This window comes from Gluconobacter aidae (genome assembly GCF_009547075.1).
GTDB lineage: Bacteria > Pseudomonadota > Alphaproteobacteria > Acetobacterales > Acetobacteraceae > Gluconobacter > Gluconobacter aidae.
Genome location: NZ_WIPH01000002.1, coordinates 1 through 18,630 on the forward strand (window position 1 = coordinate 1; position 18,630 = coordinate 18,630).

Consider the following 18,630-nt stretch of genomic DNA (forward strand, 5'->3'; position numbering starts at 1 on the left):
TTACGGGCGTAAGCAGGGTTTTGTCGGTGAAATAGGCAATCAGGTTGTCCACGACCAGATTAGCCATGGCTGTTCTGGTTTCGTCTGTGGCCGACGCCTGATGGGCCTGCAGAACGGTGTTTGGCAGGCTTAGAAAAGCCGGGTTGATATTCGGTTCGTTCTGGAAAACGTCCAGCCCTGCGCCAGCGATGCGTTTTTCCTGCAAGGCGCTCAGAAGTGCTGCTTCGTCAACCACTGTTCCTCTGGCGATATTGACCAGGAAACCGTCCTTGCCCAGAGTATCCAGGATGTCCCTGTCGATCATGTTGGCGGATCGTGGACCGCCTGAGACCGCCAGGATCAGGACATCGCACCAGGTTGCCAGCGCCTTCAGATCAGGCTCGAAGTGGTAGGTGCTTTCAGGCCGGGCGTGTGAGTTGAAGTAGGCCACCTCCATTCCGAACGCCGAGATGCGTTTGGCAATCGCCTGGCCGATATGTCCGAATCCTGCGATGCCCACTTTTTTCCGTGTCAGGCTTCGTCCGAGGGGAGGCGTGGCGGACGGCCATTTTCCAGCACGGACGAAGGCATCGTTCGTTACGATGCCCCGCATCATCGCCATCATCAGCGCGACGGCCATGTCGGCCACGTCGTCCGTCAGGGTGTTCTGGGTTGTGGCGACCCCGATATTGCGCCGTTTTGCCTCATCCAGATTGATGCGGTCCGTGCCCACGCCGTTGACGGAAATGACTTCAAGATTGGGCAGGGCGTCCATGATTTCGGCAGGAACCCCGGATCCGCCACCTGTCGTAATCCCGCGAATGGCAGGAGCAATGTTCTTCAGATTTTCCAGTGATGTGTAGGGGTGAAGTGTAAACGATTTCTCCAGCCTTTCCTTCATGAGCGGCACGAGGGGATCAATTGTCAGAATGTCAGGTTTGGGGGACACGGAATTCTCCATTTCTGTTTCCCTCAAGCTAGAAGCTTCAGGGACGGGGACCAAGAACTGTTCTGGCAAGGGCGGCACAAGCGGCTTCGACGTCTTCCCATGTCGTGATGAAGCCTTCATCCGGGCCGTAATAGGGGTCAATGACGTCCTGTCCGGCACGGGCGGGAATATGGTCCAGCATCAGGGAAAGGCGCGCTTTTGATTGATGAGGGCGCATCTGTCTGAGGATGGCGAGATGGGAATGGTCCATCGCAATGATGTGGTCAAACCGGTCGAAATCTTCTTTGGTGACAAGACGTGCCCGAAGCGGTGACGCATCCAGGCCCTGTCTGGATGCGACGACACGGGCACGGGGGTCAGGCGCCTCGCCGAGATTCCAGCGCCCGGTTGCCGCAGAATCGATATCAAGGGTCAGTCCGCGCAGGCTGGCTTCGCGACGCATGGCCAGTTCGGCCAGGGGGGAGCGGCAGATATTGCCTGTACACACGAAAAGAAAACTGGTCATGCACCTGTCAGCCAAATGAAAAATGCCATCGTGAAGATTGAACTTAACGTTCCGAAGAACAGAACGGATGCAATTTCACGTTCCAGCACATGATAGCGCATGGCAAGGATGACGTTGATCGACGCACTGGGGATCGCCATCGTCAGGACGCTCTCCTGAAGTGCAGGCAGGGGAAGATGCCACAGACGGGCCAGCGCATAGATGATTCCGGGAATAATGACATTCCGGACACTGACGATCACGCCGACCAGAGGGCTGAATTTTACCTGACGCGTAAAGAGCACTACGCCTGATGCGAACAGCGCCGCGCCACCGGTTGTGCGGCCGAGCAGTTGAAGTGAGCCCTTGAGAAACTGTGGCAGGAAGGCGCCGATGCTGACCAGGACAAGCGCCATCATCGGAACCCAGACGACCGGCTCCCGGCAGGAATGCAAGAGGTGTCCCAGCAGCTCGCGGAGTTCGTTCCGGGTTTTCCCTTCAGTCTCGACCCGATGGCGGCTGCCACGGTCATGTCCCATCAGAATCAGGGTGATGGGAAGCTGAACCAGATTCATGGCCAGGGACGCGATTGAAATCGGCACCGAACTGGCTGGACCGAAGATCTGTCCCAGAACCGGAATGCCGATGAAGGGAACGGAGGGACCCGTGATGGTCATAGCGATCAGGGCCGCTTCACCCAGACGGCGTTTGAGTAGCAGGCGCAGGATGGCGAAGATCAGGCCATAGCCACCGATCATGGCGAGCAGGATCAGAGCTGCGACCGGACCTGCTGCCAGAACCTGGTTGCGGGGTGTACTGAGGATGGACGCCAGCAGTTCCAGCGGAAGCGCGTAGAGCATGACCAGACGTGTCAGAACACCAGCCTGCTGGGCATCGAAATCCTTTCGGTATGCCGCGAAATATCCAAATCCCAGCGTTACGAGAATCGGGAGAATGGACTGAACGATCGTCAGCAGCAGGGCGGGCGAACTCGTCATCGATGATCCATGTCAGAAAATCCGGTCAGGAAAGGATCACCTTTCGTAACGGTCGCTCCAACATTCGTCTATCCCCATGGCAGATGACAGTTGACCGGAGCCGCGGAGAATGGCTTTGTGGAGTGATCTTGTCCTCTTTCAATCGGTGCCAGATCACGTGATGCAATCCATACTCGATACGTTGTGGGGCCTGATCCTGGGACTGCTGGGCGTGGTTGTGGCCGGTGTGGCGATCATCGAGGTCATGGCCCGCACCGTCCTGGCCAGTCTCGGGATACAGGGAAACTCACAGACAGTGCTGCTGTTCCTGCTTCTGGGAGCGCTGATCGTGGCGTCGTTCAGGATTTTCGGACGGCTGTTTGCCGTGTTGCTGGTCGCGGCCATTTCCGTTTATTTCATGCATGTCGTCTTCGGGTTCCTGAGCGACGCGCTCATCCCGGTTCAGACATCGGGCGGCACGACCGATGTCTGAACCCTGTCAGGGCTGACAGATCAGCTTTTCGGTACCTGGATCAGCGCGATCAGCGTTGCAACGATCTCAGGATCGGCAAGGGTGGAGAGGTCACCAAATCCTTCGGTCTCTCCGCAGGCAATCTTGCGAAGCAGGCGACGAACGCTTTTCCCCGAGCGGGTCTTGGGAAGATCCGGCACGACATGAATGCGTTCCGGCGCCGCATAGCGGCCCACTTTTGACGTAATGGCCTTCGCGGCCCGGACGTGAAGATCCTCCGGAGCGTTATCGCGCGGGACGACATAGACGACGATCCCCTGTCCCTTGAGGTCATGCGGGACGCCGATCGCCGCACTCTCCGCAATGGCCAGTTCAGTCGCCAGCGCGTCTTCGATTTCTGCGGATCCGATCCGGTGACCGGAGACGTTGATCACGTCGTCAACGCGCCCGGTGATCCAGTAATACCCGTCCTCGTCACGCCGCGCGCCGTCACCCGTGAAATAGTAGCCGGGATAGGGCTGAAGATAGGTGCGCTCGAAAAGGGCAGCATCATTCCAGATCGTGAGCGCCCGGCCGGGCCACGAACCCCTGAGGCAGAGCACACCCTCCGTTGCGCCTTCTTTCGGAGCGCCGCGTTCGTCCAGAAGAACCGGATGGACACCGGGCAGGGGAAGCGTGGCGGAAGCCGGCTTCTCTCGGACGGCGCCCGGAACGGGCGAAATCATGATCCCGCCGCTTTCCGTCTGCCACCAGGTGTCGACGAAAGCGCAGCGCCCGCCGCCAACATGGTCATTGAACCAGGACCAGGCTTCCTGACTGATGGGCTCGCCGACAGTCCCCAGAACGCGCAGGGAGGAGAGATCATGACGCTGTACAACCTCGTCGCCTTCGCGCATGAGAGCCCGGATCGCGGTAGGAGACGTATAGAATGTCGTGACCTTATGGTCCTGAATGACGCTCCACCAGCGGCCCGGTCCCGGATAGGACGGCATGCCTTCGAACAGCAGAATCGTCCCGCCATTCAGCAGGGGGCCGTAAACGCCATAGGTATGCCCGGTGATCCAGCCGATATCGGCGGTGCACCAGAAGATGTCGCCTTCCTGATGATCGAAGACCAGTTCATGGGTATAGGACGCCCAGACCAGATAGCCGCCCGTACCATGCACGATCCCCTTGGGCTTTCCGGTGCTGCCGGATGTGTACAGCAGGAACAGCGGGGCTGAGGCGGGCATGTCCTGCGCCGCGCAGTCGGCCGGTGCCTCGTTGAGGAGGGGCGTCAGCCACATGTCACGTCCCGTCGTCAGATCAACGTCGTCCTGCGTCACGCTCACGACCAGAACATGCCTGACGGCGAGAGCTTCCAGACGGAGGTCCAGAGCGGCGTCCAGCGTCGTCTTGAACGGGATCCGTTTGGGACCGCGGCGTCCCATATTGGCGGTAATGACCAGAACCGCGCCACTGTCAGCCAGCCGGTCGGCAATCGCTTCCGGAGAAAACCCGCCGAAAAGAACCACGTGGATGGCCCCGATCCGCGCGCAGGCAAGCATGGCGATCAGACCTTCGGGGACGGACGGCAGGTGAATGGCAACCCGGTCTCCTGTCTGTACGCCCTGCTGGCGCAGCACGTTCGCCATGCGGCAGACGCGCTCGTGGAGCGTTCGGTAGGTGAAGGTCACAACCCGGTCGGTCTCTTCGGCCTGCCAGACAAGGGCGTGCTGATCGCCGCGCTTCTCGAGATGCCGGTCCAGACAGTTGACGCTCGCATTGAGCACTCCGCCCGGAAACCAGCCGTCTTTGGTGCAATGGGCCTGACTGGGGTTGGTGCTCCAGGTCAGCCGTGTGCTCTCACGCGCCCAGTACTGTTCAGGCGCGACAGTGGCCTGTTCCACTAGATGGCCATAGTCCGCCGGAGACAGGCGAAATGTATGAGGTTGGGAAGAAAGAGACATGGACCTGAAACCTTACGCACGAAAGACGAACGCCATATAGCGGGCGCATCGTTATATTTGGCTTGAGGGATCGGAAATAGAGGAAAATTACTTATCCCCATTCCTGCCTGAACGGTTCAGGTCTTCCTGACGGTGCACAGAGAGGCGATATGCCGCCTGCACAGCGCCATGTCAGGGGATGCGCTCTGCTTGCAGGCCAGTTCGAACGCCTGCGTTTCCCAGGCCGCTGTGCTCAGAGCCGCAAGAGGCCACCGGTCGAGCGCCTGGTTGAAAGCCGCCGTCCGCTTGAAGAATACGGGGGGCCTGAGTGCCTTCATGGTCTCGGCCCGTCCCTGACCATCCTGCACGCCCTGCGCAACTTTCTGAAGCCGCACCAGAACGCCCAGAACGGTTCGTGCGACCGCCACGGGGTTGGCGCCATCGGCCAGTGCCCGCTCCAGAGCCTGATCGGCCATCATACGGTTTCCGCACAGCGCGGAAAAAGCGGCATCTTCCAAGGAATTGCCGCCCGCATCGCCGACACAGTCCTGCACGGCCTGTAGATCGAGACGGCCCTTTTCGCCCGCATACAGAACAAGCTTCTCGATCTCGCCCCGCACGCCACCGCGGTCGGAGCCAAGCACGCCCATCAGCCAGGTCAGGGCATCGCGGTCGATCGTCACACCGGCTTGGCCGAGAGCATCCGTCACGGTCTGGGAGAGGGCGCGTCCTTCTTCGGGATAACAGGCGATGGACGCGACCTGCTTGTGGGCTTCGGCGAGGGCGCGCAGTTTCGAGCGCGCCGTAATTCCCGGAGCCTCGATAACGATCAGGGTTTCTGTTTCGGTCTCAAGCACCCGCTTGAACAGAGGGGCCAGACTGTCCTGAGCCTCACGCACCCAGACCACCCGTCGCCCGCCGATCAGGGAAAGTGCCGTGGCCTCTTCTTCGAGCCGGTCCTGCGTTTCCCGATCCAGCTGAGCCACCTGGAACGGATCATCCGTCGTCCCGGCCACCAGCCTGACCGCCTGCGCCGCACGTTCACGAATAAGACCGGTATCTTCGCCATGAAGCACGATGGCCCGCCAGGACCCGGCATCGGCCAGTGTCCGACTGATGCTTCGTGCGTCGATCTTCACCACTTACTGCGCAGACGTGCTGGTCGTGCTTCTGGACAGACGGCCCGTTGCGGAAGCCGGGAAGCCATCGACACCCGTCCGGTCGGTGGCGGCATTGCCGTTGTCATCCGGCATGCGGTCCGTGTTCAGATAGCGCGGCAGTTCATCCGTCGCGGCTTTCTCAGGCATGTTGTGATTGCGGAACCAGATTGCGATCTGCTGCGTCATGGTCTGCGCCAGCGTGTCCGAAACGCGTGCCTGAAGCGTTTCATCATTCAGGGTCTGGGCGAAATACTGCTCGAACGTGGTGTTGAAACCATCCAGCGTCGTTGCATCTCCCTGCGCCAGAAGGCGCGGATTCTGCTCGACGGTGATGAGCATCCAGTGCGCCGCTCCTGTGCTCCGGGTGCGGCCGGACGTATTGTCCTGATGGATGTCGATCGCTTCCTCGTTCATGCCGGAAGAGACTTTCAGCATGTATTTATGAGGGTCTTCCGGCCCGGCGCCGGCCAGATTTTTCTGCAGGGCCAGACGGAGTTCCTGGCCATAACGCCCCGGAATGTTGTCCACATAAATCTGTGCCAACTCTTCCGACATGTCGGTTTTCGGGGTCAGCTTTCCATAGAGGGGAGAAAAACCACACCCCCCCAGCAGAAGGAAAGCCGTGAGCAGAAAGGCGCCGCGCCGGTCAGACATCAGCTCGCCACCACGAAATTGACGATCCGGTTCGGAACATGGATTTCCTTCACCAGTCGTTTCCCTTCAAGCAGACGGGCCACGTTCGGCTCGCTCTTCGCTGCGGCCAGCACGTCTTCCTTCGGCGCATTGGGCGGAACTTCAATGGTTCCGCGCAGCTTGCCAAGGATCTGCACACCGATCGTCACACTCTGCACGGCCAGCCATTTTTCTTCGGCTTCCGGCCAGGGACGCTCCACAACCAGCGCACTGCCCGGTTCCAGAACCGCCATCATGTCTTCCGCAAGATGGGGCATCATCGGAGCCGTCAGCAGACACAGCACGCGGGCCGCCTCACGGCGCGCAGCGGCAATGCCGGCACCTTCAAGGCGCTCCGCATCTGCCAGAGCCGAGGTCAGTTCATGCAGACGGGCCACGGCAACATTCGGGGTGAAGGCTTCGAGAGCTTCACCGACGGCGGCAATGGTCCGGTGTGTGACACGGCGCAGGTCATCCCCCGCCACACCATGTGCACTGTCGGCTGCATCCCGTGTGGCCACGGAGGCCACGAGACGGTGCAGCCTCTGGCCAAAGCGGGCAGCAGCGGCAACGCCTGCGGCCGTCCATTCCATGTCCCTCTCGGGCGGACTATCGGAGAGAACGAACCAGCGGGCCGTATCCGCGCCATAACGCTCGATGATGTCGACCGGAGACACCGTGTTGCGCTTGGATTTGGACATCTTTTCCGAGCGTCCGACCTGAACCGGCGTGCCGGACTCACGGCGCACGACCTGATCGCCCTGCCGCTCGACCTCTTCGGGATACAGCCAGCCACTGTCGTCGCGGTAGCTCTCATGCGTTACCATGCCCTGGGTGAAGAGGCCGGCAAACGGCTCGTCCACATCCAGATGCCCGGTTTCATGCATCGCGCGGGTGAAGAAACGCGCATAGAGCAGATGCAGGATCGCATGCTCGATGCCGCCGATATACTGGTCCACCGGCAGCCAGCCATTCGCCGCCGCCGGAACCGTCGGAGTTTCGGCATGCGGACTGGTGAAGCGGGCGAAATACCAGGAACTGTCAACGAAAGTGTCGAAAGTATCGGTTTCGCGAACCGCAGGATTGCCGCAATGCGGGCAGTTGACGTGCTTCCAGGTCGGATGGTGATCGAGCGGATTGCCGGGACGATCAAATGTCACGTCTTCCGGCAGGATGACGGGAAGCTGCTCATCTGGCACCGGAACCGGGCCGCAGGTGTCGCAATGGATGATGGGAATGGGGCAGCCCCAGTAGCGCTGACGAGAAATGCCCCAGTCGCGCAGGCGCCAGTTCACGACGCCCTTGCCAGCCCCCAGACCTTCAAGACGCTCAATGACTTTCGTCCGCGCCGCAGCAGGATCCAGCCCATCGAGGAAACCCGAATTGAAAAGCGTCGCGTCGCCCGAAACCGCTTTCTTGCCCAGCACAAAAGTGTCGGCATCCTGCCCCGGGGGCAGCAGAACCTGCGGAACCGGCAGGTCGTATTTGCGGGCGAAATCGAGATCGCGCTGATCGCCACACGGGCAGCCAAAAACAGCGCCCGTGCCGTAATCCATCAGGACGAAATTGGCGATCCAGACAGGCGCCGTTTTTTCGGGATCAAGCGGGTTGGCTACCCGCAGACCTGTGTCGAATCCGCGCTTCTCGGCAGCTTCGATCACTTCCTCGGACGTCCCGAGACGGCGACATTCCCCAATAAAGGCAGCAGCCTGCGGGTTGCTTTCCGCAACCTTTCGGGCCAGCGGATGTTCCGCCGAAATCCCGATGAAGCTCAGGCCGAACAGAGTGTCAGGGCGCGTCGTGAAAACTTCGATGCTGTCGAGATCCTCGTCATAACCGACGGGCGGCTGATGCAGCGCAAAGCGGACCCGCGCGCCTTCCGAACGGCCGATCCAGCGCTCCTGCATTGTCCGGACGCGTTCGGGCCAGCGATCAAGCGTCTTCAGATCATCGAGCAGGGGCTGAGCGAATTTCGTGATTTTCAGGAACCACTGGGAGAGCTTCTTCTTCTCGATCAGTGCTCCCGAGCGCCAGCCGCGCCCATCCACGACCTGCTCGTTCGCAAGAACCGTCTCGTCGACCGGATCCCAGTTGACCAGAGAGTCCCGCCGCTCGACCAGACCGGCGGCCAGCATGTCGGTGAACAGCTTCTGCTGCTTGCCGTAATATTCCGGCAGACAGGTCGCGATCTCACGGTCCCAGTCCAGCGAGAAACCCAGACGCTGCAGCGTGCCCCGCATGGTGGCGATGTTGTCCATCGTCCACTTGCCAGGATGGACATTGCGTTCACGGGCGGCATTTTCCGCCGGCAGACCGAACGCGTCCCATCCCATAGGGTGCATGACAGCGAAACCACGGGCCCGTTTGTAGCGCGCGACCACATCCCCGAGCGTGTAGTTTCGGACATGTCCGACATGAAGCTGTCCCGACGGGTACGGGAACATCTCCAGCACATAGTATTTCGGACGATCGGCCGGGGGAACATCCGGAACCGCAAAGGTATTCCGCCGCTTCCATTCGTTCTGCCAGAATGGTTCGCGATTCTGGAAATCGAATGCGGGGGCTGTGGTATCGCTCATGTCTGACTCAGTTGTCCCGCTCGCCATTTTCGGCACGCAGCTGACGTGCACGCGCCAGGATACGGGTGGTGATGTCGGAAGTGGTGGTGGCGGAAACAGGAGTGTCTTCCCACTGGCCGTCCTGCAGAACCTGCCGGAACACGGAAACCCGCAGGGCGTCCGAACGCAGGCGACGGTCCAGCACATAGGCTGCAATCTTGAACCGCTCGTTCTGGCTGGCGGACGGCTGATACCAGTCCGTCAGAATGACACCGCCCACGGCATCGGCAGAGGCCAGCGGCATGAAGGACAGGGTGTCGATCGCTCCACGCCACAGATATGCGTTCACACCGCCGCGCAGTTCGTCAGCGCCACCTTCGGCGCCGCGATCCACTCCGAGAAGATGATTGCGGGGCGCGGTCAGGGTGCTGGGGTCACGCCCGCTGCCGCAGGCGGCAAGAGCGCCGAGCGCCAAAAAGCCCAGAGCAAGCCGGGTTGTCGGCTGGTGGAGGGGGCGAAGAACGGTTAACTGGATGCGAGACATCATGTGTGGTCCTGCGGGCCGCGCCAGGGCCGGTCACAAGCAAGGATGCAGACTGGCGAGGCCTGCAGCCGGCAACTTCTGTTTGAGTGTTCATATCGTGCCGGCGGCAAGAGGCCAAGCACCTGAAGGAAGATGTTCTTATCCTTCAGCCAGGCCGGCCTCGCCCAGTGCTTCAGCCAGCCTCGTCAGTCGTGTCTTCCCCGCGCAAGGAAACCGGCTGACAGCTCTGGAAATGGTCAGATCCGGCACCAGACGAAGAAGGTGGCGGCAGACCTGATGCATCTCTTCGGCACAGTCACCCACTTCAATCAGGGCGATGAGATAATAAACCAGAGAACTCGGGCAGGACGGATAAAGCCCGGACATCAACCGGCCCATTGAGATTACTTCCTGATAGTCTTCCCCCAGGAGCAGGACCATCATGAAAACCGGTCGCAGGAGTTCAAGCAACTGTGAGCGATACTTGTTTTCCAATAGCAGATTCACTTTTTCGGCTGCTGCTTTCATATCTCCTCCGAGCAGGGCCAGAACAGTCTTCGCCATCAAAAGGTCTGGAGAATCCTCGTGAGGCCCCTTGATCCGGGAGATTCCCTCGACCGCGGATCGGGCAACCGAGAGAGCGGTATTGTGCATGACAGGCTGATGCATCAGATACGCTGCGAGGAGAACTTCGACCGCATGCAAATCCGGCATCAGAGAAACGGCGGCACGAACGCTGCGAAGGCCATGGGCAAAAATAGCGTCGGCTTCAGGACTCCAGTCATTTAAGAAACGAATATAGCAATGCAGGGCATCAATGAGGGCAATTGTGCCGTCGTCTCCGTCCAGATCGACGGCACGTTCCAGTAGAAATCCAATTCTCCCGAAAAGCGAAGAATCATGCCGCAGGAGTAGTATGAAAGCCCGCAATGCCATTCCAAGTGCTGAAAGTTCTGCGTCGGGACGGGCTGCAATCCGGCGGGCTTCGGTGATGAAGATGCTCCATTGCATCGCCTGCGCGGGGGCCAGAAGGCTGTTTTTTGCTGTATCCGGGCCTGAGGACGGGAAATCGTAATGTGTTCCCCAGATGATGGTACCCCCGCGCCGGGCGTCCAGCACGCGGAGGATCAGCCGGTTTTCAGTTCCCTCAGGATCTGTCCGCAGATTTCCGGAAATGATGTAATCCACGCCGCAGGATCGATAGATCGCGGCCGCACTCACAGAGTGGGGCTGGGAAAATTCAGGACGTGCAAGAATATCGAAAGCGCCCATATTGACGAATATGAGTTCCAGTTGATCCCGCAGATTCCGGCCCTGTTCGGCAGGCGTTTCATCCGTACAGAAGGGAGGCAGGAAAAGCAGCGAGATTTTCCGGGGCTCCGCTGCGTCCGGATGCTGTGCGGCGTAATGCAGTGGCATGGCCAGCATCGGATCCGGACGCGGCACAGTGGCCATGAAAGGGGCTTCAGCCCCCCCGGCGGCCAAGGGTACTGAAGAGAAATCCTTTACCAGGTCCCTGCTCGGGTTTTCAGTCGGAATGCTCTTGATCAGTGCCTGCGTTGACGGAGTAAGGGAGGGGGTCTCCGCGTCTCCGAAAAGATGGGTCATCTGGTCAGCCAGCGCGGCTGCCCTCCCCTTGTCGCCACGATGCAGGGCCATCTGCACCCTGGCCCGCCAGGCAATCTCGTTCAGTCCGTCAAATTTCAACAGACGTTCGGCCACGTCCTCGATCTGATCCGGGTCCGTCAGTTCCTGAACGGCATTTTCATAAACTCGCTGGAGATGTGCCGAAAGGCGTTCCCTCTGCTGGATCAGCCATTCGTCCAGCGCCGGATCCACGCCGGTCAGTTCCCCAAGGAGAGGTTCGTCAGGCAGGGCCACACTGTCGATCGTCCGGACACTGACAGTGAGCAGCCTTTCCGCATCCACCGAGGTGAGGGCGGGCTTCAGGGCCAGTGAGTGTCGCTGAACGTCGATGACATCCACCCCCAGTGGACTCAGTGCGTCCAGAAGACGGTGGATTTCCTGCCGCAGGGACGCGCGCGCCATTTCCTCGGGGCGCTGGCTCCACAACAGTTCCGCCAGCCGGGATCGGAGAACCGGCTTTCGGTCAGAAAGAGCAAGAATGGCCAGAAGTGCCCGTGTTTTACCTCCGACCGGGAGCACGCTTTCGCCCGTGAGGGTTCTCGCCTCCATCTGCCCGATCAGTCGCATGCGCAGAAGGGTGGGATCGGTCTCGCGGATATGACGGGATGAACTGTCGACTATCTTCGTCGCCTCCACAATCAGCATTCCTTGCCGAAAAGCACGGAGACTCCAGACTTTTTCAGTAAATCGTTGTCAGCAACGCAGAGCATGGCAATTCTCAACCCAGTCAAACCTGCAAACCCCACAGAGGGGTATTGTGTAGGATGCCAGCTGCGAACGCGCTCTATCCTACTCAGGATTTGGTACTACCAGAAAAACAGATCACCTTTTTGATGGAAAAAAGATGTCGCGCAAGGCCGTAGCAGGAGCCTCGCTTATAAAGGCTAACCAGAAAAAGTTTAAATAGCATAAACGGGATATGTGATCTTCATCATCTAAGGATATGTCCTGTCGAGGGAGGCGATTTTTCTCGCTTCCTTCTGGCGCACGCTGGTTTGGAGGGAGAATTCCTGACATTTTTCATACTCGATGAAAACCGATGCGGTTGCAGCGATCATATAACTGCGATAGAATGAACTTGTTTGTCCGCGTAGCTCAGCAGGATAGAGCACAGGATTCCTAAGGTTTGAATTGGGCGCCATGATGGGAAACCGCATGGTGGATTCGCTCAAATTCGGGGAACGCTCTGATCGTCTTGATCGTGCCAATCCCGAGCCAAGCTTTCCGGCTTGCCGGCGAGAAGGTGTAGAGACTGTACGGGTGACACCTTGGCTTTCTGGCCATGGTGAAGAGACAGTCCAGACCACGAACATGCTTTTGGGCATGGCGGTGAAAACCGAAGTGGTAAGAATCCTGGGGTCGGAGGTTCGAATCCTCTCGCGGACACCACACAGACAAGCTGCCGTACAGGGATGACGTTGCTCGCTGACCAGTACGGGAATTGAGCGTGCCCTCTCTGGTGTGAATTCCGCCAATTGCCCGAAAATTGCGATCCTCAACGAAAGGAAGACGCTCGAAATTACGTCTCCAGGCACGATTTCTAATGGGGATACAACTTACAGGGCACTAAGCGGAAATGCGTATGCTGGTCTGTGGATAATCTGAACAGTGACAGGTGCAGTTCTTCAGAGATTCACGGAGACGGACCCGTATTCTGTGATGCCGACAGGCGTCCGGGGTGCATTTGCCCGGACGCCTTGCTCAACTGTCATGCGGCGCTTCTCCGATGTAGCCGGCGCTTAGAAGCGCGCTGAAACATCCAGATAATAATACCCGCCATTCATGCCGAGCTGGGATGTGCTCATGTAATATTTGGGCACGCCCAGATAGCGGTTTCCTTCCGGCACGACGGACGGGAACTTGGCGAAGATGTTGTTCCCGCCGATCGTGGCGCTCCATTTGGGCGTAATGTTGTAGGTAACGGAGGCGTTCGTCGTCCATTTCGGCACATTCTGGAACTCCAGGAAGTGGCTCGTGGAGTAGGTATAAGGCCCGGTGTAGTAGGTGAGCTGGGACGTTGTCTCGCCATAACGGATCTCATGGACGGAGACGGCCCACTTGTTGCGGGCAGAGCGCCAGGTCCCACCGAAGATAATCTTGCTGCGGGGATATGCCGTAGTGAGATAGGCGATGTACTGGGCGTTCAGAAGGGCCGCTCCCGTCGTACTGGCCGCCTGATGGCGCAGACGTGTACGGTTCAGGTTGATCGCCACATCCCAGTCCGCATGACCATAACGACCGAAATCGGTTGGATAGGTCGCCGTCAGATCGAGGCCCTGAGTGCGGGTATTGGCGACATTGGCGAACCAGTGCGTGGCAAGCTGGCTTCCAGCCCAGTTTTCGGACCCTGCAGGCAGGTTGAAACCATCAGCCTGGAGCGCGCTGTACGCCTGCGATCCGTAGATCGTACCCCCTGGCATGATCCGGTCGCGCAGGTCGATCTGATATACGTCGACGGTGACGTGGAGCTTCTTGATCGGCTCGACGATGATGCCACCTTCCGCACTCGTGGAAGATTCCGGCTTCAGGGTCGAGGCGCCATTGGCGAGTGCGCCGGCGGAGTTCGCCGCAATGATGCCGCTGGCCGCGGTCGGAGAGACGGAGAGTGCGGAATAATGCTCCTGCGCCAGCGTCGGCGCATGGAAGCCATTGCTGAACGTGCCGCGGATGGCAAAGCGCGGGCTGAAATCGTAGCGGGTCGAGATCTTGCCGGTCTTGGTGTTGCCGACATCCGTGTAGTGCTCGACGCGGCCTGCCAGATCGATCTGCCAGTGCTTCATCAGGTTCGTGGAGATGTCGAGATAGCCCGCCGCAACGTCACGGGACCATTTGCCTGCATTGGCCGGGTTGGTGCCAGGAAAGCCATCCGAACTGGAATAGGTGTAGCTCGCCGGAGACCCGGTGCCGATGGCATAGGCCTCGTACCGATAGGACGCTCCCCCTGCGACGTTGATGGCATAGGGCCAGAAGGACGTGCGGAACTTGCGGCTCAGGTCGACGCTGTTCGTCCACTGAGTGTCGTTATAGGACTGTGCGGCGAAGGACGTCGGTGTTTGCCCCGTGGCCGTGTACAGACCCACATTCGTTGAGCTCTCGGTATCGAAGGCGTCGTAATCCCGCCCGAAAACCGAGGATACATCCCAGTGCCAGCCTGCCAGGGTCCCCTTGAAGCCGGCCGTCAGTTCGTAGTCGTCCTCGTTCAGGGCCTCAATGGGGGCGTAGCCGTATGGATAGATCGCGGCATAGCCGGGATATTTGGCGAGCGTGGAGGCCAGTCGGTAGTTCTGATACGATTCCGCATGCCGGTGCGCATAGGTCGCGCTGGCATAGGCCTGCACATTATCGGTGATGTCGTAGCCGGCATTGATGGCGACGCTCTCACGGGTCTGTTCGGGCTGTCCGAGAAGCTGATTGACATAGGTGTTGGTCCGGTTGTCCGCCCCGGACCGGACCGTATGGTCCTGATGCACGAAATCGCCGCCGATATGAACGAAGCCGCGATTGTTCAGATTCAGGCCACCATCAATGAACACGCCCTGCTGGAAACCATCGCCTTCGCTCGTGATTCCCGTGTTCGAGCGCATGGTCAGACCATGATTCTGCTTCTTCAGGATGATGTTGACGACGCCTGCAATGGCGTCCGAACCGTACTGGGCGGATGCACCGTCCCGCAGGACCTCGATATGGTCGATCATGGACATGGGGATCATGTCGATATCGACAGGCGTGGACCCCTGCGCGGGACCTCCATCCGCATAGATATTCGCTGTGGTATGGCGCCGCTTGCCGTCCACCAGAACGAGGGTCTCGTTGGGGTTGAGTCCGCGGAGCGAAATGGTGTCGGTCAGGGCGCCCGCATCAAAACCGCCTGTGGGAACGGTGAGGGACGGCAGCAACAGCGCCAGAGAGTCGCGGAGCGTGGGCTGGCCCGTGCCTGTCAACTGGCGATTCGTCACGATGTCGACAGGAGCAATCGAATCCCGCGCTTTCTTTCCGAACTCACGCGTTCCCGTCACAACGATCGCTTCACTACCCCCCGACACTTCCGACGGCGGTTTCGGAGCGGGGCGGGAGCCGACCTTCCGGGACGCGGGGGTTGCATGGGCCTGTTTGTGCTGAACCGGAACGGATTGCGTTGTCGCAGCCCGGCTTCCGTCCATCATCAGGACAAAGGCAGAGCCAAGAAGGGAAGTCCCCAGAAGGGTCACATGACGAAGGGAAAGCTGGGTCAGCACTTTTACCACGCGATAAGTTAGTAGTTTATACGAAATACAGAGTTGTTTCGTATTTGCGGAACGTCAACATCATTTTCCGGTTCCGGAAAAATTTCGATCACATTTTGGAGGGGCTGTGGCGTTCCTTACACGGTTGGGGCGTTATGGAAACGGTGTGTCTTGCAAATGGATTTCGGGAGTTTGTGCATGAAGCGACGTTATTTCCTGCGGGTAGCCTCGACGACCCCAGCCTCTCTCGCGGTTTCTGCAGCACTGCCGGTTGCCCAGGCGCGTGCAGCCGGAAACGAGGATAGCGGCACGGGTCCTTACGGGGAGCTTGATATCGTTGCCGAATTCGATGGCCCTGGCCCGTCGGGGATCGTGGTTCTGCCGAATGGCAGAATTTTTGTCGGTTTTCCACGTCATGCCGTGGATCATAAGGGAGCAACTCTCGGCGAACTGGTGGGTGGGAAGGTCATACCTTATCCTAATTCCGAAATGAGTCTACCGGGGAATGTTCCGGAAGAGTGTCTTGTTTCCGTTCACGGTATGACCCTGGACCGGAGCGGCAGGCTCTGGATCATCGATGACGGCAAGCGCGCCGGGCTTCCCCTGCGGCCGGGAGCAGCGAAGATCGTCTGCATTGATCCGGCAACGAACCGGGTCGTGCACAGGATCATCCTCAAGGCGCCGGTGCTTCTGCCGGACAGCCACATGAACGATCTGCGGGTGTCGCTGTCCCATGGAGCGCAGGGGACGGTCTTCGTGACCGATTCATCCTTCGGAACAAGCCCCGGACTGGTGATCGTCGATGTCGCGACCCAGCAGGCCCGTCGCGTGCTGACGACGCATCCCGCAATCCTTCCGGAAACCGGATTTCTGGCCATCGTGGAAGGCGAGCCCCGCCGCTATATCCCCGGTCATCCGCAGATGGTCTCAGGTGGCGTGGATGGGATTGCGCTAACGAAGGACGAAAAATGTCTCTATTTCGCTCCCTTGACCAGCCGCCGGCTTTACAGTCTGTCGGTGGATCTTCTCGTCGATCCCGCGTCGGATGATGCCGTTCTCGGCCCCGCCATTCGTGACGAAGGCGAGAAGGGGGTGGCGGATGGTCTGGCCCTGGATGACCAGAACCGGCTCTATACGACGAATTACGAACACGACTGCATTCTGCGGCGCGACCCGGATGGATCGTTCAAAATGATGCTCCGCGATCCGCGTGCTCTCTCACCGGACGGGATTTTCGCAACTGCGGATCATGTCTATTGCACGTTCGGGCAGTGGAACCGCCTCGCATCATTTAATGAGGGGACCGATCGCAGGGTCACGCCCTATCTTCTGATCCGCTTTCCGATCGAACAGCCGCAGCCTTACGACGCCCTGCCGCAGGGGCAGAAAACCTGACCGAGGATACGAAAAAGCCCCGATGGAATAATCCACTGGGGCTTTCTGCAGCTTCTTTGTAGAAGTTTGGCTTCAGGCCGTCGTAGAGGGCGCCTGACCGTCCGGCGTGTGCTTGTCCACGGCGGCGGGAAGAAGCTGCGCCAGTGCCGGCAGGATCGTGGCGGCGGGAAGGCCCGTCTTGGCGACGATCGTCTGGATCTGCTGATCCGTCAGGAGGCTGCGCAGCTCATCCGCCGTGATGGGCAGGTTCTCGCTGTGGCCGATCCAGGACTGGATCTTGTCGGTCAGGCCAGCGCTCTGGGCCTGGCTGATGAGCATATTCAGGCCATCTCCCTTGAGGAAATCGCCGATGCTGCCGCCAAACTTTTCGCCCAGCTGTCCACCAATGGCGTCGACAGCCTGATTCATGAGGTTTCCGAGAAAGCCGCTCATCCGTATTGTTCCGTCTTTTGCAGATGCGGCATCAGGGCCGCAGCCGGTATTTTTAAAACTGGGTTATATCCGGAAAAGGCTCCGGATCACGAACCCCGCTTGCCACTGAGTTCCTGGGGAACCTCGACATCGATTTCGAGCATGGAGCAGCCGCTGCCACGGTCGACCTTGATCTGGACCTTGTCCTGATCAACGGCGACATGCCGCGCAATCACTTCCATGATCTCTTTGTGAAGCTGGCGGATCAGATCGGACTCACCTGCCTCACCCGCGCCGCGTTCATGCGCAAGCAGGATCTGCAGACGGTCCTTGGCGACGCTGCTGGACTGCTGGCGTCGGGCGAAGATGTTTGAGAGAAAACTCATGAATTCATGCGTCCCTCTTGAAGAGCCAGTCAAAGAAACCGCGCTTCTCGACGGGAACCGAGACCTCGAGCTTCTCGCCGCTCAGGCGACGGGCTGCTTCGAAATAGGCGCGGGCAGGAAGGCTCGTAGGCGCAGTCAGCGTGACGGGCGCACCGACATTGGAAGACTTCAGCACATCCTCGCTTTCGGGCACGATGCCGAGCAGCGGGATGGACAGGATTTCGAGAACGTCCTCGACGCTCAGCATTTCCTTGCGCGCGGCGCGGGCAGGGTCATAGCGTGTCAGGAGCAGGTGCTTTTCGACCTTCTCGCCCTGTTCGGCCTTCTGGGTCTTGCTGTCGAGCAGGCCGATGATACGGTCGGAGTCACGGACCGAACTGACTTCCGGATTCGTGACGATTACCGCCATGTCGGCGTGATACATGGCCAGTTGCGCGCCACGCTCGATCCCGGCCGGACTGTCGCAGATGACCCAGTCGAACTTCTCGCGAAGCTCGTCCATCACGCGGGCGACGCCCTCGGAGGTCAGCGCGTCCTTGTCACGGGTCTGGGATGCCGGGAGGATGGACAGCGTTTCGCAGCGCTTGTCCCGGATCAGGGCCTGCGACAGGCGGGCATCGCCCTGCACGACGTTAATGAGATCGAAAACCACCCTGCGTTCGGCACCCATGACCAGGTCGAGGTTGCGCAGCCCGACATCGAAATCAACCACCACCACATTCTGCCCGCTCTGAGCGAGAGCGGCGCCGAGCGCGGCGGTCGATGTCGTCTTGCCGACGCCACCCTTGCCGGAAGTGACAACCAGAACCTTGGCCATGAATACTCCAAAAAAACGTCTCTGCGGTCGGCGTCTGCCTATGACGGGT

General features: G+C 59.6%; 14 protein-coding genes and 1 pseudogene. 2 read left to right on the forward strand and 13 right to left on the reverse strand.

Annotated features, from left to right (window positions below; translation table 11 throughout):
* From GFJ39_RS01210 to GFJ39_RS01220, 3 genes are all read right to left on the reverse strand, one after another.
* Positions 1-928 (reverse strand): 2-hydroxyacid dehydrogenase (locus GFJ39_RS01210; protein ID WP_325062773.1); only part of this gene is annotated, 928 nt, incomplete at its 3' end.
* 37 nt (positions 929-965) lie between these two features.
* Complete coding sequence (locus tag GFJ39_RS01215) at positions 966-1,433, reverse strand: low molecular weight protein-tyrosine-phosphatase (RefSeq protein WP_153429213.1); 468 nt, start codon at positions 1,431-1,433, stop codon at positions 966-968.
* Positions 1,430-2,410 carry an AEC family transporter gene (locus tag GFJ39_RS01220; protein WP_153429214.1) on the reverse strand — a complete coding sequence of 327 codons (981 nt, stop codon included), beginning with the start codon at positions 2,408-2,410 and terminating at the stop codon, positions 1,430-1,432. Before GFJ39_RS01220 ends, GFJ39_RS01215 begins: the two co-directional genes overlap by 4 nt.
* Before the next feature lie 160 nt (positions 2,411-2,570).
* Here GFJ39_RS01220 and GFJ39_RS01225 point away from each other — a divergent pair, with 160 nt between their 5' ends.
* Positions 2,571-2,882 carry a hypothetical protein gene (locus GFJ39_RS01225; protein WP_153429356.1) on the forward strand — a complete coding sequence of 104 codons (312 nt, stop codon included), beginning with the start codon at positions 2,571-2,573 and terminating at the stop codon, positions 2,880-2,882.
* A 20-nt stretch (positions 2,883-2,902) separates the two neighbouring features.
* Here the strand turns inward: GFJ39_RS01225 and acs are convergent, their stop codons facing one another.
* From acs to GFJ39_RS01260, 7 genes are all read right to left on the reverse strand, one after another.
* Positions 2,903-4,810: an acetate--CoA ligase gene (gene acs, locus GFJ39_RS01230; protein ID WP_153429215.1), complete on the reverse strand. Its 1,908-nt coding sequence runs from the start codon at positions 4,808-4,810 to the stop codon at positions 2,903-2,905.
* Positions 4,811-4,926: 116 nt separating this feature from the next.
* The gene (holA, locus tag GFJ39_RS01235; protein WP_325062774.1) at positions 4,927-5,928 is read right to left on the reverse strand and encodes a DNA polymerase III subunit delta; all 1,002 of its coding nucleotides are present in this window, start codon (positions 5,926-5,928) and stop codon (positions 4,927-4,929) included.
* A gap of 3 nt (positions 5,929-5,931) precedes the next feature.
* Positions 5,932-6,603, reverse strand: coding sequence for a hypothetical protein (locus tag GFJ39_RS01240; protein WP_153429216.1), 672 nt, complete (start codon positions 6,601-6,603; stop codon positions 5,932-5,934).
* The gene (leuS, locus tag GFJ39_RS01245; RefSeq protein WP_153429217.1) at positions 6,603-9,200 is read right to left on the reverse strand and encodes a leucine--tRNA ligase; all 2,598 of its coding nucleotides are present in this window, start codon (positions 9,198-9,200) and stop codon (positions 6,603-6,605) included. Before leuS ends, GFJ39_RS01240 begins: the two co-directional genes overlap by 1 nt.
* 7 nt (positions 9,201-9,207) lie before the next feature.
* Entirely contained in the window at positions 9,208-9,726 is a 519-nt protein-coding gene (locus GFJ39_RS01250) for a DUF3576 domain-containing protein (protein WP_228391732.1), read from the reverse strand.
* Between the two features lie 135 nt (positions 9,727-9,861).
* Complete coding sequence (locus tag GFJ39_RS01255; protein WP_153429218.1) at positions 9,862-11,985, reverse strand: hypothetical protein; 2,124 nt, start codon at positions 11,983-11,985, stop codon at positions 9,862-9,864.
* Positions 11,986-13,088: 1,103 nt separating this feature from the next.
* A complete protein-coding gene (locus tag GFJ39_RS01260; protein WP_228391737.1) occupies positions 13,089-15,512 on the reverse strand; it encodes a TonB-dependent receptor plug domain-containing protein in 2,424 nt (807 codons plus the stop codon).
* A gap of 258 nt (positions 15,513-15,770) precedes the next feature.
* Between GFJ39_RS01260 and GFJ39_RS01265 the strand changes: the two genes are divergently transcribed.
* Positions 15,771-16,967 (forward strand): L-dopachrome tautomerase-related protein, encoded by a 1,197-nt coding sequence (locus GFJ39_RS01265; protein ID WP_153429219.1) that lies wholly within the window; start codon positions 15,771-15,773, stop codon positions 16,965-16,967.
* A 72-nt stretch (positions 16,968-17,039) separates the two neighbouring features.
* On the opposite strand, the pseudogene GFJ39_RS01270 reads toward GFJ39_RS01265, so the two are convergent.
* The 3 genes and pseudogenes from GFJ39_RS01270 to minD all read right to left on the reverse strand — a co-directional run.
* Positions 17,040-17,423 (reverse strand): annotated as a pseudogene (locus GFJ39_RS01270) (YidB family protein); the annotation flags it as partial.
* Positions 17,424-17,485: 62 nt separating this feature from the next.
* Entirely contained in the window at positions 17,486-17,764 is a 279-nt protein-coding gene (minE, locus tag GFJ39_RS01275) for a cell division topological specificity factor MinE (protein ID WP_011251986.1), read from the reverse strand.
* A 4-nt stretch (positions 17,765-17,768) separates the two neighbouring features.
* Positions 17,769-18,581 (reverse strand): septum site-determining protein MinD, encoded by an 813-nt coding sequence (minD, locus tag GFJ39_RS01280; protein ID WP_153429221.1) that lies wholly within the window; start codon positions 18,579-18,581, stop codon positions 17,769-17,771.
* Positions 18,582-18,630 lie beyond the last annotated feature (49 nt).